The following is a 22,877-nucleotide window of genomic DNA, read 5'->3' on the forward strand; positions in this document are numbered from 1 at the left end:
TTTTTAGTTGGTTGCATTATCGCCACCCATCCGCCAAGAAAAAAGCTCCTTCGAAAGAGACATCCGAAGGAGCTTCCCATGGGTTACATGTGTATCGGGTAATGGGTTTTCAGCAGTTCCACGGCACGGTCCTGATCCGCCTGGTTGCGGAAGCTCAGCCGCAGGATACCCGGCACATCAGCACGGCTTTCAATAATTTGGATATTGCTCAGATTGACCCGCTGATCGCCCAAGATGGAGGCGATATGCCCGATAATGCCCGGATGGTCGGGAACATCCACGTATACGTCATACAGCGACGTCAGCACACCCTTGCGGCGCTCCGGCAGACGGCTGCGGAATTCCCTGGCTGAGCCGAAGGCATTCTCGATTCCGTCGCCGTCCTCATATTCCAGCATCTGCGCGAAGCGGTCCATTTCCAGACCCCAGTCCTTCAACAGACGCAGCACCACCCGTCTGTTGTTCAACAGAATGTCCCGCCAGATGCCCGGTTCACTGGAGGCAATCCGGGTAATATCCCGGAAGCCGCCCGCGGCGAGCGACTCATACAGGGAGTCCTCCCGGTTATAACCGGCGATCTGGTTCACCAGCGCCACTGCAATAATGTGGGGCAAATGGCTGATAGCCCCTACAATATCGTCATGCTGCCGTGCATCCACCCGGACAATCTGCGCCTTGGTCAACCGGAGAAGCTCCTCCAGGCGGCCGTAAATTTCCTGCGGCACTTGCTCCGAGGGAGTCAGCACGTAGAAGGCGTTTTCGTAGAGATGGGACGAAGCCGCCTCCACCCCGGAGCGCTCCGAACCGGCCATGGGATGGCCACCGATAAACCAGGCGCCTTTCCAATCCAGGCGCGAGGCAGTTTCCGCTACCGAACCTTTTGTGCTGCCTACATCGGTGATGATGCAGCCGGGTTTCAGATCGAAGGTTTGGAGCTCCAAGAGGTATTCCTCCAGATTCCCCACGGGAACACACAGGAAGATAAAATCCGCCCCCTCCGCCGCCTCCCGCATGGAGGTGGTTGCGGAATCCACCACCTCCCGCTTCAGATACTTATCCACGGAGGCTTGACTCCGGGAGTGTCCGACAACGTGGAGGCCGGGTTTGCCCTTGAAGCACAACGCCAGGGACCCGCCCATCAAACCTACGCCAAAGATCGTAATTTTGGTCATGGAGCCGCCTCCAATTCCGGAACTTCCGCCAATGTCTCTACCAATGCTGCAATAAAACCCTCGTTCTGTTGGCGGCTTCCTACGGTCACACGGATCATAGTGGGGAAGTCCAGCTTGTGTCCGCCGCGGATGATGTAACCTTTTCTCAGAAGTGAATCAAATACGTCGCCTGCAGGCCGGTTCAGCTCCACCATAATGAAATTGCCGTACGCAGGCAGCCAGGTCAGCCCCAACCGGTCAAACTCAGCCGTCAGATACTCCAGCCCCCCCCTGTTCCGTTCCTTGCACGCCTCTACAAAAGCCTGATCGGCCAATGCGGCTTTGGCGGCCACCTGGGCGAAACGAGTGGTATTGAAGGGCTCCCGCACCAGATTGATAGTCCGGATCACTTCGGGACGGCCGATGCCGTAGCCGATCCGCATGGAGGCCAAGCCGTAGATCTTGGAAAAGGTCCGGAGCAGGATCACATTGGCATGCTCCTCCAGCAGCTTCAAACCATCGTGATAATCCGGGCTGGTGACATATTCGGCATAGGCTTCATCCAGCACCACCAGGGCGGTGGAGGGCACCTTTTCCATGAACGCCTTCAGCTCCCGGTGGGTTACCATGGTTCCTGTGGGATTATTGGGATTGCAGATCCAGATCAGCTTGGTCTTAGGGGTTACCTTGGCCAGCATGGCGTCCAGATCATAGGTGTTGTTCTTCAACGGAACCTCGTGAATGACGGCATTCTCAATCTCAGCGTTATGCTTGTATTGCCCAAAGGTATGAGTGGACATCACGGTTTCGTCACCCGGCACCAGGTAGGCCCTGGCAAGCATGAGGATCACTTCGTCGGAGCCCGCCCCGAAAATAATCTGATCGGTCCCTACTCCCCAGAAGGCAGCCACCGCCTCCGTCAGCTCAACAGCGCCTCCGTCGGGATAGAGGCTCATATGCTCCATTTCACGGATAAGTGCATCCTTAACGGCAGGAGACGAACCAAAGGGATTTTCATTAGAGGCCAGCTTGGTCACCTCGGTTAATCCCAGCTCCCGTTTCACTTCTTCTATAGGCTTGCCGGGCTGGTAAACCGGCAAATGGACAATATTCGGCTTTGGCTGCATGGTTGTTCAACACCCCGTCTTTTTTTGATCTGTATGCTTTTTGGGAAAGTCCGCCAAGCGGATCAGCTGTGAGCTTTCACCATCCGGGGCACATCCCATATATGCGGAAAGGCTTGTGACAGAAGGAGCCTTTTCGCGCTTTAAAGCAGGTATGCCTCTAATTGTCGCACAAGGCATGCCGGAATGTAAATAGAAAATGTAAAGGAGGGCCACTGAACCGTAGCCGATTTATACGGAAGCCTGCGCCTTTATTGGGCTCCAAACAGAGTTTGCGGCAATGAGTTTGGAGCAGGTTGGCGAACTGGAGAGGGACACACACGTGGGAACGTTGCTCCCAACCTCTTGGGAAATGCAAAAGTGCAGGTATTTGATAAACAAATCTTCGTTTTTCGGTCTATCCTGCAAAAGTGCAGTTATTTTCGTCAGATGGGAGCAAGACTTACTCCGCAGCAGAAAATAGATGCACATTTGCATTTGGAATGCAGGAAGAGGCGGAATTCCGGCAGAATAGATGCACTTTTGCAGCATAAGGGTGGAAAGCTTACGGAGCGGCTCTCACCACCGTTAGCACTGGCACCTCCCCCTTGCACAAGCGCCGTTAGCCGTAACGGCAGCCCCTGTCCTCAGCAAAAACATAACAAGCCCCGGCCTCAACCCGGCCGGAGCTCATCATAACGCTATTGTTTAACCCTTCAGCTCCCGAACAAACTCCCGGATGCGGCCAAGCCCCTGCTCCCGCGTACCGGCCTCTGCCAGCAGCGACTCCGCTTCACCAACCGTCCGCACAATGGCGCTGCCGACCACCACACCGTCGCATACCTTGCCGAAGCGCTCCACCTGCTCCCGGCTGGAAATACCGAAGCCCACCGCCACCGGCAGATCCGTGGACCGCTTCACATCGGAGATAAACTCCTCCACCCCGCCGAAGAATTGCGTCCTGGTCCCGGTTACGCCCAAGGAGGAGACACAATAGATGAAGCCTTGGGCTGTTTCCGTAATCCGCTTGATCCGTTCCTTGGAGGTTGGTGCCACCAGGGGAATCAGATGGACGCCGTGGGCCTCGCAAAGCCCCCGTACCTCCTCGTTCTCCTCATAGGGCAAATCGGGGATGATGGCGCCATGAATGTCATTTTCCGCCAGCAGCTGGAAGAACCGGTCGAAGCCCAGCTGCATCACGGGATTGTAGTAGGTGAAGATGATAAAAGGCAGGCTGATTCCTTGTTTTCTGGCCCGACCGGCCACCTGGATACAGTCAACGATGCTGACCTTATGCCGGAGAGCCCGGGAGGAGGAGGCCTGAATAACCGGACCGTCCGCCAGCGGATCGGAATAAGGAACTCCCAGCTCCACAATATCCGCGCCTGCCCGCTCCAGCTCCCGGAGAATATCCACAGAGGTGTCCAGATCAGGGTCACCTACTGTAATAAACGGGATCAGCGTCAGCTTCCCTGCTGCCCGGTTTTGTTGAAACGCCGCATCAATCCCGTTCATTACAAGCCGCCTCCCAGATACTTCATAATCGATTCAACGTCCTTATCGCCCCGGCCGGACAGGCTGACGACAATAATTTCATCCTTCTTCATGCTAGGCGCCACCTTCATGGTCTGAGCAATGGCATGGGCGCTCTCCAGCGCAGGAATCACGCCCTCCAGCCTGCTCAGCAGCTGCAAGGCCTCCAGCGCCTCTGCATCGGTAATCGGCACATATTCGGCTCTGCCCGTATCCTTCAGATAAGAGTGCTCGGGTCCCACACCCGGATAGTCCAAACCGGCGGATATGGAATGGGCCTCCACCACCTGGCCGAATTCATCCTGCAAAAGATAGCTCAACGAGCCTTGGAATACCCCGTGGCTGCCCTTGGACATGGTAGCGGCATGTTTGTCGGTATCCACACCCTTGCCTGCGGCCTCTACACCCATCAGCCTGACGGATTCATCCTCCACGAAGGGATAGAATATTCCCATGGCGTTGCTGCCGCCCCCTACACACGCGATAACCAGATCGGGAAGACGTCCCTCCATCTCCTGAATCTGCGCTCTGGCCTCGTCCCCGATCACACGCTGGAAGTCCCGCACCATCATGGGATAAGGATGCGGTCCTACCACACTGCCCAATATGTAGAAGGTATCCTCTACATTGCTGACCCAATAGCGCAGCGCTTCATTCCCTGCGTCCTTCAGTGTCCGGGAGCCGGAGGTCACCGGCACTACCTCGGAGCCCAGCAGGTTCATCCGGAAAACATTCAGCTGCTGGCGTTTGGTGTCCTCTTCTCCCATAAACACCTTGCATTCCATCCCCAGCAAAGCAGCAATGGTAGCGGTAGCCACACCGTGCTGGCCTGCCCCGGTTTCGGCGATGACCTTCTTTTTGCCCATCCGTTTGGCCAAGAGCCCCTGTCCGATGGTGTTGTTGATCTTATGCGCACCGGTATGGTTCAGATCCTCGCGCTTCAAATAAATTTTCGCACCGCCCAAATGCTCCGTCAGGCGCTCCGCATAATACAAATTGGTGGGGCGTCCGGAATAATGCTTCAACAGCCCGTTCAGCTCGGCGATAAACTCCGGGTCCTTGGAGTATTTCTTATATGCCTCCTCCAGCTCAAGGAGGGCGTTCATTAAGGTTTCGGGGACATACCGTCCTCCGAATTTGCCGAATCGGCCATATTGGTCAGGCACTTGTCCGATACTCATGATCGTTTCACCCTTTCCACGAAAATCCGGATCTTATCCGGGTCCTTCACACCATCCGTCTCCACACCGCTGGACACATCCACGCCGTCGGGACCATAATCCGCCAACAGCTGTTCCACATTATCTCCATGAAGCCCTCCGGCAATAATCAGCCTGTGCCCCGCCTTGCGGGCCCAATCACGGACAGGGGGAATCGCCTGCCACGGGAACGTCCTGCCGCTGCCTCCACCTATAACGGGATCGAAGGTATCCAGCAGAAACGCATCTGTATAAGGCACATAGGGCTCCAGTGTCTCCGTCAATCGGGCAACCGTAACCTCGGCCAGATCACCCACTCCGCCTTCCCCTGACTCCGGTAAACTGGCTGCCTTAAAGATTCCTACACCGAAGCGTTCCTTAACCTCTTGGCAAAATAAAGGCGTTTCCTGTCCATGCAATTGTACAATGTCCAGAGGCGCCTCCGCCAGCACAGCCTCCAATTCCTCCAGGGTGGGATTAACGAACACTCCCGCTGCCAGAAAGCCCCCCTGCTCCTGGAAGCCCTCCTCCCGGAGCAGCCGGATCAGACGGCCCGCTTCCTCCGGGCTGACCTGCCTTTTGCTTTTGGCGAAAACAAAGCCGATATGATCCACCGGGAGCCCCTTCATGGCCAAGAGCGTTTCCGGCATGCGGATGCCGCAAATTTTCACTGTTGGCATAAGCGGCTTCACCTCTTACCTTCCACGACAGGACCTAAGAGATCAATAACCGCCTGCCCTACATCCGGCTGGCGCATGAAGTGCTCGCCGATGAGCACAGCCTTGGCTCCTACGTTCTGCAAGTAGCTGATTTCCTCAGGACGTCCGATGCCGCTTTCGCTGACAACCGGAACCTCCTTGGGCACATACCGGATCAGCTCCTCCGTAGTGCCGATATCCGTCACGAAGGTATGCAGATTCCGGTTATTGATACCGATAAGCGGCACACCCAGCTCTAGGGAACGCTCCAATTCAGGCCGGTCATGCACCTCGACCAAAGCATCCAGACCAATGTCCCGGGCAATGGTGAGCAGTTCCTTCATCTCTTGGGGCTTCAGGATGGCGGCTATCAGGAGCACTGCATCCGCTCCCAGCAGCCGGGCTTCATAGACCTGGCGGTAATCGATGGTAAAATCCTTACGCAGCAGCGGCAGTGCTACCGCTTCGCGGACAGCGCGCAGAAAGTCGTTACTGCCCTGGAAATAGTCCTTGTCGGTCAGCACAGAGATGCAATCAGCCCCGGCGTCACGGTACGCCTCTGCCAGACGCACAGGGTGAAAGTCCTCCCGGATGAGACCCTTGGAGGGGGAGGCCTTCTTCACCTCGGCAATCAGCCCCATCGGCCTGTTGCTGTTCCTGCCCGCTTTATCCGCAAACCCGAGGCAAGGAGCCATTCCGGCGATCTGTGCTTCCGCCTTGGACAAGGAAAAGACCGACTTCAACTGCTCTACTTCCTGCTTTTTGGTGGAGACAATCCGATCAAGAAACATGGCTCAGCTCCCCGGTATATTGTATAAGCTCCTGCAGCTTCTGGTAAGCACGTCCCGAATCGATGGCAGCGGCAGAGAGCTTGACTCCCTCCTGGAGGGTGGTGCAGCGTTCGGACACATAGAAGCAGGCTCCCGCATTGGCCAGCACCACATCCCGGTAGGCTCCCCGTTCGCCGCGGAGCACGGACAGGATGATGTCCGCATTGGTTGACGCGTCTCCGCCGGCAATGGCCTCGATGCCCGATGCCCGAAGCCCCAGATCATCCGGCGTCAGCTCGAAGGTGGATACCTCCCCGTTTTTCAGCTCGGTGATCCGTGTCGGTGCGGAAATACTGATTTCGTCCAGCCCGTCCCGGCTGGCTACCACCATTCCCCTCTTCAGCCCCAGCTCCTTCAGCACATTGGCCATCAGCTCGGTTTTTTCCAGATCGAATACACCCAGCAGCTGGCGGTCCGCCGAAGCCGGATTGGTCAAGGGACCCAGCAGATTGAATACAGTACGGATACCGATCTCCTTGCGGGGTACGGCGGCATGCTTCATCGACTGATGGAATACCTGGGCAAACATGAAGCAAATCCCCAGTTTATCCAGACAGCGGGCAGCTCCCGCGTCATCCAGCGCGATATTCACGCCCAACGCTTCCAGCACATCCGCACTGCCGCTTTTGCTGGAGGCCGCCCGGTTCCCGTGCTTCGCTACGCGGATGCCTCCAGCAGCCGCCACCAGCGCCGATGCGGTGGAGATGTTGAAGGTATGCGCGCCGTCCCCGCCGGTTCCGCAGGTATCCAGCAGATTGGCGCTGTCCGTGGCCACTTTTCGGGCATACCGCCGCATGGACTGGGCAAAACCGGTGACCTCCTCGATGGTTTCGCCTTTGATCCGCAAGGCCGTCACCAAACTGCCGAATTGCGCCTGGCTGACCTGTCCTTCCATTATCTGAGCCATCACGGAGGCGGCCTGCTCACGGTTCAAATGCCGGCCCTCCACCAGTTGGGCGATGCCCTGCTGAATAGTAAACGTCTCCACGTTCAATCCCCCTGTCAAATATAGCCTGATCTCCGCTCAACATGCGGACAACCGGACAACCGCATCACCTTCTCAGCCTCCGATAAAATAATCCCCATTCACCGTAACCGCCGGCTCCGCGCCGAACACCGCTTCTGCTGTGCGGATGGCCTTCAACAGCGCCTTGGCCTTGTTTACCGTCTCCTCGTATTCCTTCTCGGGGACGGAATCCCAGACAATACCGGCGCCAGCTTGAACATAGGCTTTGCCGTTTTTGAACACGACTGTGCGGATGGTGATGCAGGTGTCCAGATTACCGGAGAAACCCAGGTAGCCGATGGCTCCAGCGTAGCAGCCTCTCGCTTCATTTTCCAGCTCGGCGATAATCTCCATAGCCCTCAGCTTGGGAGCGCCGGAGACGGTACCTGCCGGCATACAGGACAGGAAAGCGTCGAAGAAATCCTTATCCCGCCGGATCCGTCCGGTCACGTTGGATACGATGTGCATCACGTGGGAGTAACGCTCAATTTCCATGAAGGTGTTGCATTTGACGGTGCCGAATTCGGAAACCCGGCCCAGGTCGTTGCGGCCCAGGTCCACCAGCATCAGATGCTCCGCCCGTTCCTTTTCGTCGGCAAGGAGGTCACGCTCCAGCTCTTCATCCTCCTCTGGAGTTGCGCCTCTTGGCCGGGTGCCGGCAATAGGCCGGGTTTCCACCTGCTCATCCTCCACCCGCACCAGCAGCTCGGGGGAAGTGCCGACGATCACCTCGTCATCCAGCTTCAGCACGTACATATATGGGGAAGGATTCATCGTCCGCAAAATCCGGTAGACCTGAAGAGGCTCCACGGCCGTTTCGATTTCGAAGCGCTGGGACAGCACCACCTGAAAAATATCCCCGGCCCGGATATAATCCTTGGCCGCCTCCACATTGGCGATAAATTTATCCTTGGTTACATTGGAGCGGATATCGCCCAGCTCCACATTGTCGGGTATGGGGCGGTGAATCATCCGGTTGGCCGGGACAGGCCGGGTCAGCTTGGTGATCAGCGCGTCAATTTTGGCACATGTTTCGTCGTAGGCCCGGATAATCTGGGCATCTGTCGCCCCCTCCGGGATATGAACATTGGAGATCACCTTCAGCTGCTGCTTAAAATGGTCAAAGGCGATGACTTGGTCACAGAACATGAAGTGGATATCGTCCATCTCCAGATCATCCAGCTTGTGCTTGGGCAGCCGTTCATAATATTGCAGGAGATCATAACCGAAAAATCCGACGGCGCCTCCGGTGAACCGGGGCAGATCTGGTATGGATGGACTTCTATACGACCGGAGAAGGGATTTCAGGACCTCCACCGGCTTTTGCTCCTCGTAACGGACATGTTCCTTGCCATTTTGGATTTCAGTGATCCCGTTTTTGGCTTTCACCAGCAGGAACGGATCGGTTCCAATAAAGGAGTAGCGGGCCCACTTGACTCCACCTTCCACACTTTCCAACAGGAACGCACGCTTTTCGTTATAAAATTGCTGAAACACCCGGATCGGCGTTTCCGTATCGGCCAGTAAATGGCGGACAACGGGAATCAGATTATATTCCCGCGCCAGGCGGATCACCTCTCCGACGTTAGGTGAGTACATGGGCACCTTCTCCTTTCCTTTTTTGTCCCCCAAAAGTGAAGATAAGCTCTGCAGCCTATTCCGATTACTTTTGGGGGAGCCCCGTCTAACCAATCCCCCAAAAGTGAAGTTCAACTCTGCAGTCTATTCCGATTACTTTTGGGGGAGCCCCCTAATTCAATATCTCCAAGTATGCAAAAAAGCCCCTACTTTGGAAGTAGAGGCTGCCGAGTCGTTATGGAAGAAATGAGTCCAATAGGAAATAAGCACCCTGGTTGCGGCTAATACGGCAAACAAGGAATGCGGCAAGAGACACCGGTACGCTTCCTGCGTCCCCGGCCTTCTCGACTCTGCTTCACTCGGCTCAACTCTTCCAACTTGCTCTCTGGCTTGGCATCTACTGCCCTCAACTGACTCTCATTGCTTGTTATCCACTATACCCCATGCTCCCGTTCCCGTCAATAGACAATGGATAGCCGCAAATTTATGGACAGACCCGTTGCCCGTAGGCATAACACACTTCCACTTAACCTATCCGGCAATATCCGGCCGCAGCACCCTGGCTTCATTCAGGTAGACATGACGGATTTCCTTCTGGGCTTTGTCCGTATTCACATGCACCATCAGCCGGATGCACTTGGGCAGGCTGGGCTTAACGGGTATTTCCAGAGAGCACATCAGAGGCACCAGCTCCCAACCCTCCATTTGGCGGATAGCCTTGGCGGGAAAAGCAGCGGTCAGATCCTCCGTTGTAGTGACAAACACACTACAAATATCCTCCGGTTCCACATGGTTATCCTCCACAATCCGGAGCAGCAGGTCCGAGGTGGCCTGCAGGATTTCCGGTTCATTATCCAAAGCGACTGTAGTTGCGCCGCGTATGCCGCGTACTGTCATGGATTACTCTCCTCCTTTAAGCTCATCCACTACGGCACGCACCATATCCGCCGAAACCGAGCTGTCGATCTTAACCTTACCGATGGCTGTTGGCACAATGTAGACCATTTTGCCGTCACGGAATTTCTTGTCATGCTGCATCGCGGACATAATGTCATCCGTGCTGTAAGCCGCATCGATCACCACAGGTAATTGGAACTTCTCCATAAGCGCCTTGGTGACGGTATGAATGTCCCCGGGGTACCCCATCTTACCCGCAAGACGGGCCGCCCCCACCATTCCAATGGAGATTGCCTCTCCATGGGTCAGCTCGCCATAACCTGCTACAGCCTCCAGGGCATGGCCCAGCGTGTGACCCAGGTTCAGGATTGCCCGCAGCCCGTTCTCCTTCTCGTCCTCGGATACTACCTGCGCCTTTACCTTGCAACCGAAGTACAGCGCCTCGCCCAACGCTTCCAAATCCAGACTCAGCAGCCTGCCTGCATTTTCATTGCACCAGGAGGTAAAGTCCTCATCCCAAATCAGGCCATGCTTGACTACCTCCGCCAGACCGGAGCGGACATCCCGCGGGGGCAAGGTCAACAGCAGCTTGGTGTCATAAATGACAATCTCCGGCTGATAAAAAGCCCCGATAACATTCTTAGCCTTGGGATGATTAACGGCAACCTTCCCGCCAACACTGCTGTCATGGGCCAAAATGGTAGTGGGCACTTGCACGAAACGGACTCCGCGCATGTAACTGGCCGCTGCAAACCCGCACAAGTCCCCGATAACTCCTCCGCCCAAAGCGATAAACACCGAATTCCGGTCCAGCCCTGTGTCCAATGCGGTGCCGATAATGTCCTGAAGCACAGCCAGCGACTTGGTAGCTTCACCCGGCTCCGCGATGTATGTGCCGACCTTGTAGCCGGCTTGGCCCAACAGTCCAACAATCCGGTCCAGGTGCAGCGCCGCTACATTCCGATCTGTCACAATCAAGAGAGAGGTACCCGGCTTGATCCCCCTGTCCGCCAAGAGGCTTCCGATGGAAGCCGTCACATCCTCGCCGATATGGATGGGATAGCTGCGCTCTCCCAGGTCCACGTTCAGAATTTTGGTCTCCATGACTCAGTACTCCTTCACCTGTTCCAGGTAGCTTGTATAATTGCGGCGAATTTCCTCAATGGAATCCCCGCCGAATTTCTCCATAAACGCCTGAGCCACCACCCATGCCACAACGTTCTCCATAATAACGCCTGCAGCAGGCACGGCGCAGGTATCGGAGCGTTCGATCTGAGCGGTAAAGACCTCTTTGGTGTCGATATCCACACTGGGGAGAGCTTTATAGAGGGTTGCGATGGGCTTCATAACCCCCCGCACCACAATAGGCTCACCAGTGGTCATGCCACCCTCCAAACCTCCCGCCCGGTTGGTTCTGCGGTTAAAGCCGTCTTCCTCGGAATAAAGAATCTCGTCATGGAGCTTAGACCCTTTGGTAGATGCCGCTTCGAACCCGATGCCGAATTCCACACCCTTGAAGGCCTGGATGGACACAACGGCTTGGGCAATACGGCCGTCCAGCTTCCGGTCCCATTGCACATGGCTGCCAAGTCCTACAGGCACACCCTCCACAATCACTTCCACAATCCCGCCCAGAGTATCCCCCTCCGACTTGGCTTGATCGATGGCCGCCATCATTTTGGCTTCCGCCCCTTTATCCGTCACGCGGACCGGAGATTCCTCCGTCAGCCGGATCAGCTCATCCAGCGGCAGTTCCTGGCGTACTGCCTCCACCTCGCCGATACGGATCACCTGGCCGGCCACCTTGATGCCGAATTCCGCCAGGAAGGCCCGGGCAATCGCCCCCACTGCAACTCTTACAGTCGTTTCGCGGGCGCTGGAGCGTTCGAGAATATTGCGCAAGTCTCGCTGGTTATATTTCAATCCGCCGTTCAGATCCGCATGTCCGGGACGCGGGCGGTTCACCCGGCGTTTGCCTTCGTTCTCCTCTTCCACCGGCTCCACACTCATCACCTTGGTCCAGTGGGCCCAATCCTTGTTTTCCACCACTAAGGCAACCGGAGCTCCGGTGGTTTTGCCATGGCGGACACCGCCGACAATGTTCACCGTGTCCTTCTCAATCTGCATCCGCAGACCCCGGCCGTATCCCTTTTGCCTGCGGGCCAGCTGGTTATTAATCTCCTCCGCCAATACGTTCATATTGCTGGGGAGGCCTTCGATAATCGCCGTCAACTGCGGTCCGTGGGTTTCGCCTGCCGTCAAATATCTCATGAGCAATTCTCCTCTATTTTCTGTATCGCTTTAAAGCGTGTCATCAAATCCGCATTTTACTTTAGCGCTTTTATGCACTAACTTATGGGTTATTATAGTACAGATCCGCCGGTTTGACAATCCCTTGCTCCACTTCATGTTTGCTGGGAGGAGCTTTGGAGGTTATCTAGGCATTGGAGGTATGAATCTCCGGAGGTGGCGGATACCCTCGCACTCAGGTGGACCAGGCTAACGGCGGCCACAGCCCTTATTTCGGCCACATCGCACCTTTGGAAATTCTAACGGCGGCCAGCGCCGCTATCTGTCTCATTTCGCCCCTTAATCAGGCTAAATCCCACTAATAGCGGCACTCACTTCCGTTAGATTTTCAAGCTGCCGATTTGTAGGCAAATAGCGGCTCTGGTTTCCGTTAGAATCAGCCGTAGCGGCTGCCAGTCATCTCTGCCGGTCATCGACGATGACACGGCAGCAGGCCACAGGCCGCAGTCAAGCCATTATCACAATCGATCACCGCTGCTCCCGCCAATATGAAGCAGCACCCGTCCGCCGCTAACGGAACTAAGAAACCTTTAGCGAGCAAAAACAGGCTGTTTGCTATTTTTACGGAACTCAGCGTTCCTTAGAGTCGTTTTCAGCAGCATACTACGTTGTTTACCGCCTCTAAGGGTCGGAGAGTTCCGTTACCCGGCGGCAATGTGACTTTTTCCCGTTTAAGGTCGGCTGAGTTCCGTTAAAAAAGGAACCTGCTTCTCCACCAGACTAATTAACATGATATTTCACAAGCACTCACCGGATTCGGCCCTTTAATCAAGTACACCCTCATATGCTGCTCTCCAATAATACTTCTAACAGATGAACCCGCTTATGTACTGTGGTAACACCATTCAATAATGGACCAACAACACGATACAAGGTGGCCTGCAGCATACAACAATCAAATATTTCTTCATTCATTACTTCCGAATATACTTTTGCCCAGGTGTGAAGTGAAGCTGCAGATTCCTCCTGCCTTAATACATTCCAGTATAAAAATTGACAGAGCCCATACATCTCGGGGGCAATTTGTGGAGTGAAATCGATTATGGACGTAACCATATTCCCACGCATCAGAAAGTTATCTGCACCTAAATCACCGTGAATGAGCTGCTTCGGCAACGTTGTGATTAAATCCCTCATCCTGGATAACCTTGCTGTTGCTTCTGCAATAGAAGGAGAAACCGAGAAAATTCCGGTATCCGGTAATTTATCCAAAAGGAACTCCAATGATTGAGCATCGTCCCAAGCATTCTGTCTTTCCAATTTAACATCGTTAATCGGAAAGCTTCGCAATGCTTCAAAATACTTTTTTATATATTTAATTGCCTGTTTAGTTTGTACTTCGGAAAAAACCTTACAAGTGTCCCCAGTTATCCATTCATATAGAACTAACCGATTACTACGGGCTATAATATGGCTTTGTTTAAGCCCGGAGGACTCTAAAAACGGCAATACCTTCTCGTACAAATCCAAAAAATCCTGCCGTTCTCCCACTTTGGCAATGTAACGTCCCTTTTGGGTTTGAACGATAGAGGTAGCTCCGCTTCCGAATTCAGTAGGGATAATGTTCAGCACCTCTTCACCCAACTGCCTCTCCACCCATCCACGCATTCCATTCCCCTCCTCCATCCTCCCCCACAAAGACAAAAAACCGGCTGCAAGGAATCGATCCCTGCAGCCGGGTCTTTATACGCCACGCTACAACAGTGGAAGAGAGGATGGAGACGAATCCTTCCGCATCCGTACCTCCTGCAGCTCGGGATCGTTCATCATGCCGGTAAGCTGAGACAAATCGATGCCCAATATCTGCGCACACTCCTGCATCGTAATAAACCCGCGGCGGTAAGCTGTAATCACCTTCCGCTTATCCATCTCGACGGCCCCCTCATGCGATCTGGAAGTCAAGCCGCTTCCTTTTGGTTGCGTCTGGAGTCATTGGAAAAAGCGGCTTATGTGTATAGTATAGGAAAAGCTGGGAACCCTTATACTCCCCTTTACTTTTTCCTGTAAAAGAATGTATCTGCAGGCTCCATGTTATACTGGCCCGGCGAAAAAATCTGCTCCGTGCTGCCGACAAACAGGATTCCGCCCGGCTTCAGCGCCTTGGCAAACTTGTGGTACAGCAAATGCTTGGCCTCTTCCGTGAAATAGATCATCACATTGCGGCAAACGATCAAATCGAAGCCTTCCTCAAACTGGTCCACCAGCAAATTCTGCTTTTGGAACCGGATCATACGCTTCAGCTCATCCGTCACACAAAAGGTCAGCTGGTCCTGACGGAAGAACTTCTTCAGGTAGGAGGCAGGCACATCCCGGATGGAGCGGTCCGGATAAACCCCTTTTTTGGCCTTCTCCAGCGCTCCTTCATCTATATCCGTGGCCAGCAGCTGAATATCCATCCCTTTGCCTTGCTCCGCCAGAATCATCGCCAGGGTGTACGGCTCTTCGCCGGTGGAGCAGGCCGCACTCCATACCTTGGGGCGTCTGGTGGCCTTCAGCATCTCCGGCACAAATTGCTTCTCCAGAATCTCCCACCTGTTCGGATTGCGCCAAAATTCAGAGACATTGATGGTCATTCTGTCCAAAAATTCATAGAACAGGTTCTTGTCCTTCATCATGGCGTCGAAAAAATCCGCAAAGGTTTTATAACCCTTTTTTTCACGCAGAGTGGTGAGACGCCGTTTCATTTGCGCTTCTTTGTATTGCGACAAATCAATCGCGGTAAAATCCTTAACTTTTTTAATAAAGAGGGCAAAATCCTTGTCTTCCATCGTCAATTTTCCTCCCGGGTCGGCATACGCTAGGAAGTCTTTCCATGAGACCCACAGCTGATGCTTACGATGCTTGTTCACTTTTTTGAACCGCCGGACGGGACACATTCGGATAAATGCGTTCGGCTCCGCTATGTATTCCATGCGTTTGCGCCAAACTCCTTCTTGCCCCGACAAAAAATCCGTGCCTCGGCAGACAACAAAAACACCCGGATTCCAGGAATCCAGGTGTCCGGCATGATAACGCTTAAATCCATCTGTTATTTGCCCGTTCATAGGCAACGAGCTCCTCCGGAGGGAAGAAGTTGCCGATTTCCCTTACCGCCGCTTCCGGCGAATCGGAGCCGTGAATCAGGTTCATGCCCGTATGTATTGAAAAATCGCCCCGGATTGTGCCGGGAACTGCATCCACTGCTTTGGTTTTGCCCATCATCAGCCGCGAGAGGGTGACAATATCATCCCCCTGCCAAACCATGGCAAACACCGGTCCGGAGGTGATAAAATCCACCAATTCCCCGTAGAACGGTTTTTCCCGGTGCTCCGCATAATGAAATTCCGCCTGTTCCTTCGAGACAATCAACAGCTTGGCGGCGATAAGTTGAAACCCTTTCATTTCAAAGCGCTTCACAATTTCTCCGATTAATCCGCGTTGCACACCATCGGGCTTCACCATCAAGAAAGTCTTATCCAACTGTCATCACCTCAGTTTATGTATGACGAAAATCACATGACTAGTGTACTCTATATAAGTATGATTCGCAAATGCAAACGATGCTTATGTATCGGAGCGGCACCTAACGTAAATCCTTGGTTTTCTTCGTCAAAACACAGCGGGATCAGGAGTAGCTTCTAATACGAGCGGTTGCCCACAAAATGGGCAATGCGGATCAGATCATCCTTATGGCGGCCTGCGGGAAGCGGCTCCAACACCTGAATGGCCTTTTGGATATAACGCTCAGCCAAGGCTTCGGCACGCTGCACACCCCGGCTGGAGAGCACCAGCTCCAAAAACCGGCTGATGTCCGTCTGTCCGTCGGCAGCTTGGATACGCTCAATTTCCGTCAGGAGCTCCACATTCAAATCCTCCTGCCGGAGCGCGTAGATGACCGGCAGGGTAATATTACCCTGGCGGATATCACTTCCCGGCGGTTTGCCAATCTGCTCCTCCGTTCCGCTTAAATCCAGCACATCATCCCTGATCTGGAAAGCCATACCGACATAATAACCGTATTGGTACAGCTTGGTGCTGATCACATCACCCGCTTCTGCCGCTAATGCCCCCAGCTGGCAGCTTACTGCGATGAGAAGGGCCGTTTTCCGCTTAATGCGGAGCAGATAATCCCTTACCCGCTGGCCTGAATGGAAAAACAGGCGGATCTGCTCCATTTCACCGATGCTCATCTCCACCAAGGCGGAGGACATAGAGCGGTGGATACGGGGATCAGCCAGCTGGGTAATCACCTCTAAGGCCCGGGCAAAAATGTAATCGCCCGTATACATGGCCACCCGGTTATCCCATTTGGCCCTGACGGTGGGTTGGCCGCGGCGGGTGTCCGAATCGTCAATCACATCGTCATGGACCAGCGAAGCCATGTGGATCAGTTCCATGGAAACGGCAATGTTCTTCAGCCTGTCCATATCGTACCGGCCGAACTGGCCGGACAGCAGGACAAACACTGGACGCAGCCGCTTGCCGCCCGCTTTAAGCAGATGCAGGGAGGTTTCGCTCAGTTGGACATGCTCCGAACGGACGGAACGGTCCAGCTCTTTTTCAATGTGATTCAGATCTTTTTTTAAGCGGGCATAAATGTCGACTATTTTCATTCCTTCACCTGCATTAAGGTATTTTCCTTCCAGATCCGGATGGTTGGCTGCTTGTCCAACAGACCAAGCTCCGCAGCCAGCTTGAAATACAGCGACAATCCCTTCCACTGGGGCTCGGCAAAGTCGTAGGTCAGCTGATGAAAGTACCGGTCCCAATAGGCTTCAGTGCCCCCAATTGTAGCAACGGCCAAGCTGATCATGCCGCTGGCATCCTTCAAGCCCTTCTCCTTGCTTTCTACGAAGGATTCGTACACCTCGCGGACCAGCTCCGGATACGCGTTCACCGCATCCTCCCGGATGGCCCAGACAGCGAAGGACATCCAATGCCCCGTCAGCCGGTTCCATTCCTGACCCAAGTCGGTTACCTGGTAACCGTGGTCCAGCCAGCTTGCCCGGATGGCGTCATCCCCGATAAGAAGAGCGCCGTCGGCTTCCTGCATCATGGCGTCCAAATTGGGCGGGGAGGAAAAATAAGACGGTGTCCCTTTATAATAATGCTCCAGGATGATCTTTAGCAAATTTACGGAGGTGGCCGAGGTGTTCACCAGGGCAATCCGGCCGTTGGCAATCTCGGCCAGCGGCTTCCGGTGGAAAAGCAGGATGGAATTCACCGGCCCCCAGGCGCTGACGGACAGGTCCGGCAGCAGCACATATTCATCCGCATGCTCGCCGTAGGCGAAGCTGGATATGGGTCCCATGGCTACCGTTCCCTCCGCCATAGCCCGGTTCAAGCTGGCGGGAACCTGACGGAGCAGTTCCACACGTCCGGTGAATCGGTGTTCAGGAAAGTGATGAAAAATCGGCCACACATTGGTGTAATCAATCCGGCCGATCCGTATCGGATATGGATTCATTCGTATGCGCTCCCCATCTTGTATACATATCATGCTCGACATCCATCATATCCAGAATTTTCCCAACCAGGAAGCGGACAATATCCTCCAGGCTCCGGGGCTGGTGGTAAAAGCCCGGCATGGCAGGAATAATCTTCACTCCGCTCCGGGCAAGAATTAGCATATTTTCCAAATGAATCGCATGCAAGGGTGTTTCCCGCGGCACCAGAAGGAGGGGTCTGCCCTCCTTCAGCACCACGTCCGCCGCACGCTCCAGCAGATTGTCGGAAGCCCCCCTCGCCACGGCGGACAGGGTCCCCATGGAGCAAGGAACAATGACCATACCGGATGTGAGAAAGGAGCCGCTGGCTACAGACGCTCCCACATCCCGGACCGGATGAAGGGTAAGCAAGCCTTCATCCGGGTCCAGCTGCGCTCTCAGCTCCGCTGTGCGGTCCGAGGTGTCCCAGCCCAGCTCGTCCTTCAACACCCGCCACCCGGCATCCGTTACAATCAGGTGCACGGGGATCCGCTGCCGGAGCAGCTCGCGGCACAGCTCCACGCCGTACACTACACCGCTTGCTCCCGTTATACCGACGATCCACGGCTTCCTTGCCTTTGACATCAATGCACCACCATATCAAATAAGGTAAATACGAATACCAGCATGCTCAGAATGCCATTCATCGTAAAGAACGCCGTATCCAGCTTGCTCAGGTCATGAGGCTTCACCAGGTGGTGCTCATAATACAGAATTACATAAGCAATAATGAGTCCCGCAAAAAATACCCAGCTTAAATCCGTAATCAGGTACAGAGCCGCAAAACCGACTGCAGTCATCACATGGAGCCCTCTGGAGATAATCAAAGCCTTGGCAATCCCGAAGCGCGCCGGAATGGAATGCAGTCCTTCAGAACGGTCATACTCCACATCCTGGCAGGCATAGATAACATCAAATCCTGCAGTCCAGCATGCAACCGTCAAATAAAACACAATCGAGATCCAGTCGATCCGTCCGGTCACCGCCACCCAGCCGCCCAGCGGCGCAAGCGCAATGGTTAAGCCAAGAATGATATGGCACAGCCAGGTAAACCGTTTGGTATAAGAATAAAAGACCAGGAAAAATACGGCGATAGGAAGCAGCTTGACGCATAATGGGTTCAGCTGGGAGCTGGCCCAGATTAATAAGGCGAATGAGGCCACAATAAACAGGATGACTTCTGCCGAGCTGATGAGACCCGCGGGAATAGCGCGGTTTTTCGTTCTGGGATTTCGTGCATCGATGGCCTTGTCAATGACCCGGTTCAGGCTCATGGCGGCCGTTCGGGCTCCCACCATCGCCAGGGTTACCCAGCCGATCTGGCTCCAAGAGGGCAGATGCCCGTTCACCGTCATCGAACCCAGCAGGGCGCCCATATAAGCAAAGGGTAAGGCGAACACTGTATGTTCAAACTTAATCATTTCCAAGAAAATCTTAATTTTATTCCACATGCGCCGAGTCTCCCTTCTCCTGCCGGGGTTTGATCCCCAGATGCAGAGCGGCTATTCCGCCTGTGAAGGGCCTTGCTTCTACCCGCTCCAGGCCGCAATCCCTGAATATCCGGGCCAATTCCTTATGATCGGGAAACGTGATCAATGATTCCGGCAGCCACTTGTACTGCTCGTACCGCTTAGCCAGCAGGCGCCCCAGCACAGGAAGAATCCGCTGGAAGTAAAAATAATAAATCGACTTAAAGGGCTGCCAGGTAGGCTTGGACAATTCCAATGAAACCACCATCCCGCCGGGTTTTACCACCCGCCGCATCTCCTCAATCACCTTAACCAGATCGGGTACATTGCGGAGCGCAAAGCCGATCGTGGCGTAATCGAAGGTATTATCCGGGAACGGAAGCTCCATCGCGTTGCCTTCCATCAGCTCGATCTGCCGCTCCAGCCCCACATCCCGGACCTTAACTCTCCCCCGCTCCAGCATATTCCGGCTGAAATCAAGACCGACAATCCGCCCGGAGCCGCTGGCCTGGGCCATGGAGATGGTCCAGTCGCAGGTGCCGCAGCACAGGTCGATGGCCGTATCCCCCGGCTTCATGGCCATCCGTTTCATGGTTCGCTTGCGCCATAACTTATGCTGCCTGAAGCTCAGCACATCATTCATCAGATCGTACTTAGGGGCGATGCTCTCAAAGACCTCATGCACAAATTTTTCCTTGGATTGGGTGGAACTCATCTGATTGTCACCTCATCGCTCCTCCAGCAGCCGGCGGCTGCCGCACCAGACGGAGAAAAGGATCCCCGATCTGCAGCAGCTCCTGCATCAGTCTGTCCGAATCCAGTCGCCTTGCTTTTTCATATAAATGACCCACTTGCTCATCCAATAACTGTAGAAGCTGTTCTTTAATCCTGCATTTCTGCATCAAGGCGTTGATCTGCTCCTGCTTGTCCGCGGACGATTCCAGCTGGCCAAGAAGTTCTCCGTACCCCTGCTCCCTCATCCGCCAGAATGCCCAGCTTTCCCGAAGCCGCTCCGGGTTGCCAAGCTGGTCCAACTCGTCCGCCAGCAGCTCGCAGCGGGTGAAGCATTCAAGAATGTCCTGCCATGCTTTGCCCAGCCCACTTTTCATGAGATGGTCGAACCTTGCGAAAAGCTGTGCGCGGATGCCCGCCATCTGCTGAAGATACTCCTCCGCAGTCAGCTTCAATTGCCGGATGCGGGCGTACAGCGTCATTTTGAGCCGGTTGACCTCGCATATGGAACCTGCAATATGCTCCACCATGCCGATCTCCCCGGCTTCGGACAGGAGATGATAATATCCTGAACTGAAATAATCACCCGCCAATACCTTCAACTGGCGGGAACGGACAGCCTTCTTTTCTTTCACCTGATTGGACATGGAAACCATCTCATGGATATCGATGCCCATTTGAACCAGAGATACGGCCAGCGTCAAGCTTTCTGCCGATTTCCCCGCATTGCCGGATTCATGAAGAAAGGCCAAAAGAAGCCTGGAGCGTGCCTCCGGAAAAGCGGGCACTTCCGTGTGAAGCCTGATCATATCGTACTGTGTATATTGCTTTGCCAACTCGGGCAGGTGAAATGAACTCATCCGGTTGCCTCCGAACATGATGAAAATCACACTCAAATCTACAGCATTTAATTATAGCATAACCTGCAATTGACCGCACGATTTCGTGAATATTTTGTGGCGGCAGTCAGTTTTGTTTCATCCATAGGGGGGTGTAGCTGAAATTTCCCTGCTTTTCCAGCTCGCTCTTGAAGAGGGCAACGGGACTTTCCGCAGGCAGCACCTCCCTGTTCCATTGGCTCCGTTTAGCCTCCATGGCAAGCAGGAGCTCCTTGGAATGCCGGTCGCCGGCGTTCTGCTGCAGCACCCGAACCAGCAGATGGTTCACGTTGGCGGTGGAATTCCAGGAGAAGCTGCATAGCCCATACAAATCATGATAGACGAATCTTTCTCCGCTCACACCCTTCGGCAAAAAAAGATCCACCGACAGTACACCATGCTGCAGATTGGCGCTGGCAATCTCCAGATCCAGCGGTACCGAGGCAAGCGCGTCCACCAAATTGGTTTCCGTCAGATAACCGGCGCCCCCCGGTTGGAAGACCGGATCCGCCTGTGAGCTTCCTTGGGGCAGCCAGGACAGTCCCCAGGCAATCCCCAGTGACACCAGCAGTGCCGCGGCCAAACGCGCAGCCAGCTTCATTGTTTATCAACTCCAGCCGCCGGAACCAAGGCCCGGCCGATTCATATTCCCCCTTTCCATTGTACAAAAGAAAAAAGCAGGCTATGCCTGCTTATTCCGATATTCTTATTCTTCCGTATCAACAACTCCATATTTTGTCCAAATGATTGCTTTGCCCCGGACCTTCACGGCAGAGGTATGATCCGTGAACTGGGCGATCATTACTTCCCCTTTGTCCAGCTTTTCCGTATGGTGAAAGCGGGTGTCCTGTCCTCTTGTCAAACCGATTACATGCACACCGTTATCCTTGGCCTTCACTACGAAATATTCTCCGCTCTGCGCCTGCTCCTTGTCCATCTGCTTGGACCTCCTCTAAAAGCTTCCTATCCCTATGATGCTGGATTGTCCCTCTCCTGTCAAACCCCGGAGAAAAGAAAAAAGACACCGCAGTTAACGATGTCTTTCCTCACATGGTCGGAGTAACACGATTTGAACGTGCGACCTCACCCACCCCAAGGGTGCGCGCTACCAGGCTGCGCTATACCCCGATACCTTAAGTCAACAAAAACGATTATATTCGTTTTTTAACCATTTGTAAAGAGTTCCAGAGAAAAAAAGAAAAAAGACATCGCAATTGACGATGTCTTCTTCACATGGTCGGAGTAACACGATTTGAACGTGCGACCTCACCCACCCCAAGGGTGCGCGCTACCAGGCTGCGCTATACCCCGATACCTTTAAGCGCCCGCCATTTCCCGGCGGCAAAAATGAGTTTACCTTATTTCGCAAGGTGTGTCAACCTTTTCGATATCACTTTTTTAAAGTCAGACAATTCAGGACAAATCAGACTTTTCCGTCGAAGGAGCTCCGCGGATACCCGCAGGGCATCAAAAAAGCCGAAGAATCCGAAAATCAGATTCCACGGCCTGTCGTTTTTCCGTATAAGCATCTATGTACGAGAGATTATTGTACACCGTCTCTCAGAGCTTTGCCGGGTTTGAAGGAAGTCACCTTGCTTGCGGGAATGTCGATTTCCTTGCCGGTTTGCGGGTTTCTGCCCTTGCGAGCGGAACGCTCACGAACCTCAAAGTTACCAAATCCAACAAGCTGAACTTTGTCGCCGCCTTGCAGCGCTTCGGTGATGGCCTCGAATACCGCTTCGACAGCTTTCGTAGCGTCCTTCTTGGACAGTTCGGAGCTTTCTGCAACCTTGGCGATCAAATCGGATTTATTCATGCATATTCACCTCCCCCCGGTATATTACATGTGTTTACCGATTCTTTCGGAATTATACGTGTCCATTGGATAAAAACGAACAAATTCATAGTAATACACCGTCGGCCCAATTTCAAGTCGATAAATGAAGTTTTCCCTTACGGATACGACAAATTGCGTGTATTGGAGCATAAATAGGCAAAAAGCCCCAGCCTGCGGACCGGGGTTCCACA

The 22,877-nt window shown here is 54.1% G+C and carries 24 protein-coding genes, 2 tRNA genes and 1 pseudogene; 1 reads left to right on the forward strand and 26 read right to left on the reverse strand.

Going from position 1 to position 22,877, the window contains the following annotated elements:
• Positions 1 to 83 precede the first annotated feature (83 nt).
• The 24 genes from ACI1P1_RS01365 to ACI1P1_RS01480 all read right to left on the reverse strand — a co-directional run bounded on the left by ACI1P1_RS01365 (position 84) and on the right by ACI1P1_RS01480 (position 21,977).
• Entirely contained in the window at positions 84 to 1,172 is a 1,089-nt protein-coding gene (locus ACI1P1_RS01365; RefSeq protein ID WP_416214556.1) for a prephenate dehydrogenase, read from the reverse strand.
• Complete coding sequence (gene hisC, locus ACI1P1_RS01370) at positions 1,169 to 2,278, reverse strand: histidinol-phosphate transaminase (protein WP_416214557.1); 1,110 nt, start codon at positions 2,276 to 2,278, stop codon at positions 1,169 to 1,171. The genes ACI1P1_RS01365 and hisC overlap by 4 nt, the downstream gene beginning before the upstream one ends.
• A 684-nt stretch (positions 2,279 to 2,962) precedes the next feature.
• The gene (gene trpA, locus ACI1P1_RS01375; RefSeq protein ID WP_416214558.1) at positions 2,963 to 3,769 is read right to left on the reverse strand and encodes a tryptophan synthase subunit alpha; all 807 of its coding nucleotides are present in this window, start codon (positions 3,767 to 3,769) and stop codon (positions 2,963 to 2,965) included.
• On the reverse strand, positions 3,769 to 4,968 hold the full coding sequence (gene trpB / locus ACI1P1_RS01380; RefSeq protein ID WP_416214559.1) for a tryptophan synthase subunit beta: 1,200 nt from the start codon (positions 4,966 to 4,968) through the stop codon (positions 3,769 to 3,771). The genes trpA and trpB overlap by 1 nt, the downstream gene beginning before the upstream one ends.
• Positions 4,965 to 5,666: a phosphoribosylanthranilate isomerase gene (locus tag ACI1P1_RS01385; RefSeq protein WP_416214560.1), complete on the reverse strand. Its 702-nt coding sequence runs from the start codon at positions 5,664 to 5,666 to the stop codon at positions 4,965 to 4,967. The genes trpB and ACI1P1_RS01385 overlap by 4 nt, the downstream gene beginning before the upstream one ends.
• Positions 5,667 to 5,674: 8 nt before the next feature.
• Positions 5,675 to 6,475: an indole-3-glycerol phosphate synthase TrpC gene (trpC, locus tag ACI1P1_RS01390; protein WP_416214561.1), complete on the reverse strand. Its 801-nt coding sequence runs from the start codon at positions 6,473 to 6,475 to the stop codon at positions 5,675 to 5,677.
• Positions 6,465 to 7,508, reverse strand: a complete 1,044-nt coding sequence (gene trpD, locus ACI1P1_RS01395) for an anthranilate phosphoribosyltransferase (protein WP_416214779.1) — start codon at positions 7,506 to 7,508, stop codon at positions 6,465 to 6,467. The genes trpC and trpD overlap by 11 nt, the downstream gene beginning before the upstream one ends.
• Positions 7,509 to 7,574: 66 nt before the next feature.
• A complete protein-coding gene (gene trpE, locus ACI1P1_RS01400) occupies positions 7,575 to 9,119 on the reverse strand; it encodes an anthranilate synthase component I (protein WP_416214562.1) in 1,545 nt (514 codons plus the stop codon).
• Between the two features lie 510 nt (positions 9,120 to 9,629).
• Entirely contained in the window at positions 9,630 to 9,995 is a 366-nt protein-coding gene (aroH, locus tag ACI1P1_RS01405; protein WP_416214563.1) for a chorismate mutase, read from the reverse strand.
• A 3-nt stretch (positions 9,996 to 9,998) separates the two neighbouring features.
• On the reverse strand, positions 9,999 to 11,099 hold the full coding sequence (gene aroB / locus ACI1P1_RS01410; RefSeq protein WP_416214564.1) for a 3-dehydroquinate synthase: 1,101 nt from the start codon (positions 11,097 to 11,099) through the stop codon (positions 9,999 to 10,001).
• Between the two features lie 3 nt (positions 11,100 to 11,102).
• A complete protein-coding gene (gene aroC, locus ACI1P1_RS01415) occupies positions 11,103 to 12,266 on the reverse strand; it encodes a chorismate synthase (protein ID WP_416214565.1) in 1,164 nt (387 codons plus the stop codon).
• An 819-nt stretch (positions 12,267 to 13,085) separates the two neighbouring features.
• Positions 13,086 to 13,913: a phosphotransferase gene (locus ACI1P1_RS01420; protein WP_416214566.1), complete on the reverse strand. Its 828-nt coding sequence runs from the start codon at positions 13,911 to 13,913 to the stop codon at positions 13,086 to 13,088.
• Between the two features lie 87 nt (positions 13,914 to 14,000).
• Positions 14,001 to 14,174 (reverse strand): hypothetical protein, encoded by a 174-nt coding sequence (locus ACI1P1_RS01425; protein WP_416214567.1) that lies wholly within the window; start codon positions 14,172 to 14,174, stop codon positions 14,001 to 14,003.
• A gap of 122 nt (positions 14,175 to 14,296) precedes the next feature.
• Positions 14,297 to 15,073 carry a CheR family methyltransferase gene (locus ACI1P1_RS01430; RefSeq protein WP_416214568.1) on the reverse strand — a complete coding sequence of 259 codons (777 nt, stop codon included), beginning with the start codon at positions 15,071 to 15,073 and terminating at the stop codon, positions 14,297 to 14,299.
• Between the two features lie 247 nt (positions 15,074 to 15,320).
• Positions 15,321 to 15,764, reverse strand: coding sequence for a nucleoside-diphosphate kinase (ndk, locus tag ACI1P1_RS01435; RefSeq protein WP_416214569.1), 444 nt, complete (start codon positions 15,762 to 15,764; stop codon positions 15,321 to 15,323).
• A 158-nt stretch (positions 15,765 to 15,922) separates the two neighbouring features.
• Complete coding sequence (locus ACI1P1_RS01440) at positions 15,923 to 16,897, reverse strand: polyprenyl synthetase family protein (protein ID WP_416214570.1); 975 nt, start codon at positions 16,895 to 16,897, stop codon at positions 15,923 to 15,925.
• A complete protein-coding gene (locus ACI1P1_RS01445; protein WP_416214571.1) occupies positions 16,894 to 17,751 on the reverse strand; it encodes a menaquinone biosynthetic enzyme MqnA/MqnD family protein in 858 nt (285 codons plus the stop codon). Before ACI1P1_RS01445 ends, ACI1P1_RS01440 begins: the two co-directional genes overlap by 4 nt.
• Positions 17,717 to 18,355, reverse strand: a complete 639-nt coding sequence (locus ACI1P1_RS01450) for a UbiX family flavin prenyltransferase (protein WP_416214572.1) — start codon at positions 18,353 to 18,355, stop codon at positions 17,717 to 17,719. The genes ACI1P1_RS01445 and ACI1P1_RS01450 overlap by 35 nt, the downstream gene beginning before the upstream one ends.
• Positions 18,355 to 19,221, reverse strand: coding sequence for a UbiA-like polyprenyltransferase (locus ACI1P1_RS01455; protein ID WP_416214573.1), 867 nt, complete (start codon positions 19,219 to 19,221; stop codon positions 18,355 to 18,357). The genes ACI1P1_RS01450 and ACI1P1_RS01455 overlap by 1 nt, the downstream gene beginning before the upstream one ends.
• Positions 19,211 to 19,954, reverse strand: a complete 744-nt coding sequence (locus ACI1P1_RS01460) for a demethylmenaquinone methyltransferase (RefSeq protein ID WP_416214574.1) — start codon at positions 19,952 to 19,954, stop codon at positions 19,211 to 19,213. Before ACI1P1_RS01460 ends, ACI1P1_RS01455 begins: the two co-directional genes overlap by 11 nt.
• Positions 19,955 to 19,961: 7 nt before the next feature.
• Positions 19,962 to 20,831 carry a heptaprenyl diphosphate synthase component 1 gene (locus ACI1P1_RS01465; RefSeq protein WP_416214575.1) on the reverse strand — a complete coding sequence of 290 codons (870 nt, stop codon included), beginning with the start codon at positions 20,829 to 20,831 and terminating at the stop codon, positions 19,962 to 19,964.
• A 106-nt stretch (positions 20,832 to 20,937) separates the two neighbouring features.
• Complete coding sequence (locus ACI1P1_RS01470; RefSeq protein WP_416214576.1) at positions 20,938 to 21,450, reverse strand: hypothetical protein; 513 nt, start codon at positions 21,448 to 21,450, stop codon at positions 20,938 to 20,940.
• A gap of 105 nt (positions 21,451 to 21,555) precedes the next feature.
• Complete coding sequence (mtrB, locus tag ACI1P1_RS01475; RefSeq protein ID WP_416214577.1) at positions 21,556 to 21,786, reverse strand: trp RNA-binding attenuation protein MtrB; 231 nt, start codon at positions 21,784 to 21,786, stop codon at positions 21,556 to 21,558.
• 114 nt (positions 21,787 to 21,900) lie between these two features.
• Positions 21,901 to 21,977, reverse strand: a tRNA-Pro gene (locus tag ACI1P1_RS01480).
• 68 nt (positions 21,978 to 22,045) lie between these two features.
• Between ACI1P1_RS01480 and ACI1P1_RS01485 the strand changes: the two are divergent.
• Positions 22,046 to 22,105, forward strand: a pseudogene (locus tag ACI1P1_RS01485) (translation initiation factor IF-2 associated domain-containing protein); the annotation flags it as partial.
• Here ACI1P1_RS01485 and ACI1P1_RS01490 read toward each other — a convergent pair.
• Both ACI1P1_RS01490 and ACI1P1_RS01495 read right to left on the reverse strand, forming a co-directional pair.
• Positions 22,084 to 22,160, reverse strand: a tRNA-Pro gene (locus ACI1P1_RS01490). The pseudogene ACI1P1_RS01485 and the gene ACI1P1_RS01490 sit on opposite strands and share 22 nt — an antisense overlap.
• 232 nt (positions 22,161 to 22,392) lie before the next feature.
• On the reverse strand, positions 22,393 to 22,665 hold the full coding sequence (locus ACI1P1_RS01495; protein ID WP_416214578.1) for an HU family DNA-binding protein: 273 nt from the start codon (positions 22,663 to 22,665) through the stop codon (positions 22,393 to 22,395).
• Positions 22,666 to 22,877: the final 212 nt, after the last annotated feature.

The organism is Paenibacillus mesotrionivorans, from assembly GCF_046098205.1.
Taxonomy (GTDB): domain Bacteria; phylum Bacillota; class Bacilli; order Paenibacillales; family NBRC-103111; genus Paenibacillus_AR; species Paenibacillus_AR mesotrionivorans.

Excerpts from the sequence above, each read along its gene's own strand:
- ACI1P1_RS01365 (WP_416214556.1), bottom strand. The coding sequence starts at position 1,172 with ATGACCAAAATTACGATCTTTGGCGTAGGTTTGATGGGCGGGTCCCTG.
- hisC (WP_416214557.1), bottom strand. The coding sequence starts at position 2,278 with ATGCAGCCAAAGCCGAATATTGTCCATTTGCCGGTTTACCAGCCCGGC.
- trpA (WP_416214558.1), bottom strand. The coding sequence starts at position 3,769 with ATGAACGGGATTGATGCGGCGTTTCAACAAAACCGGGCAGCAGGGAAG.
- trpB (WP_416214559.1), bottom strand. The coding sequence starts at position 4,968 with ATGAGTATCGGACAAGTGCCTGACCAATATGGCCGATTCGGCAAATTC.
- ACI1P1_RS01385 (WP_416214560.1), bottom strand. The coding sequence starts at position 5,666 with ATGCCAACAGTGAAAATTTGCGGCATCCGCATGCCGGAAACGCTCTTG.
- trpC (WP_416214561.1), bottom strand. The coding sequence starts at position 6,475 with ATGTTTCTTGATCGGATTGTCTCCACCAAAAAGCAGGAAGTAGAGCAG.
- trpE (WP_416214562.1), bottom strand. The coding sequence starts at position 9,119 with ATGTACTCACCTAACGTCGGAGAGGTGATCCGCCTGGCGCGGGAATAT.
- aroH (WP_416214563.1), bottom strand. The coding sequence starts at position 9,995 with ATGACAGTACGCGGCATACGCGGCGCAACTACAGTCGCTTTGGATAAT.
- aroB (WP_416214564.1), bottom strand. The coding sequence starts at position 11,099 with ATGGAGACCAAAATTCTGAACGTGGACCTGGGAGAGCGCAGCTATCCC.
- aroC (WP_416214565.1), bottom strand. The coding sequence starts at position 12,266 with ATGAGATATTTGACGGCAGGCGAAACCCACGGACCGCAGTTGACGGCG.
- ACI1P1_RS01420 (WP_416214566.1), bottom strand. The coding sequence starts at position 13,913 with ATGCGTGGATGGGTGGAGAGGCAGTTGGGTGAAGAGGTGCTGAACATT.
- ACI1P1_RS01425 (WP_416214567.1), bottom strand. The coding sequence starts at position 14,174 with ATGGATAAGCGGAAGGTGATTACAGCTTACCGCCGCGGGTTTATTACG.
- ACI1P1_RS01430 (WP_416214568.1), bottom strand. The coding sequence starts at position 15,073 with ATGGAAGACAAGGATTTTGCCCTCTTTATTAAAAAAGTTAAGGATTTT.
- ACI1P1_RS01440 (WP_416214570.1), bottom strand. The coding sequence starts at position 16,897 with ATGAAAATAGTCGACATTTATGCCCGCTTAAAAAAAGATCTGAATCAC.
- ACI1P1_RS01445 (WP_416214571.1), bottom strand. The coding sequence starts at position 17,751 with ATGAATCCATATCCGATACGGATCGGCCGGATTGATTACACCAATGTG.
- ACI1P1_RS01450 (WP_416214572.1), bottom strand. The coding sequence starts at position 18,355 with ATGTCAAAGGCAAGGAAGCCGTGGATCGTCGGTATAACGGGAGCAAGC.
- ACI1P1_RS01455 (WP_416214573.1), bottom strand. The coding sequence starts at position 19,221 with ATGTGGAATAAAATTAAGATTTTCTTGGAAATGATTAAGTTTGAACAT.
- ACI1P1_RS01460 (WP_416214574.1), bottom strand. The coding sequence starts at position 19,954 with ATGAGTTCCACCCAATCCAAGGAAAAATTTGTGCATGAGGTCTTTGAG.
- ACI1P1_RS01465 (WP_416214575.1), bottom strand. The coding sequence starts at position 20,831 with ATGAGTTCATTTCACCTGCCCGAGTTGGCAAAGCAATATACACAGTAC.
- ACI1P1_RS01470 (WP_416214576.1), bottom strand. The coding sequence starts at position 21,450 with ATGAAGCTGGCTGCGCGTTTGGCCGCGGCACTGCTGGTGTCACTGGGG.
- mtrB (WP_416214577.1), bottom strand. The coding sequence starts at position 21,786 with ATGGACAAGGAGCAGGCGCAGAGCGGAGAATATTTCGTAGTGAAGGCC.
- ACI1P1_RS01495 (WP_416214578.1), bottom strand. The coding sequence starts at position 22,665 with ATGAATAAATCCGATTTGATCGCCAAGGTTGCAGAAAGCTCCGAACTG.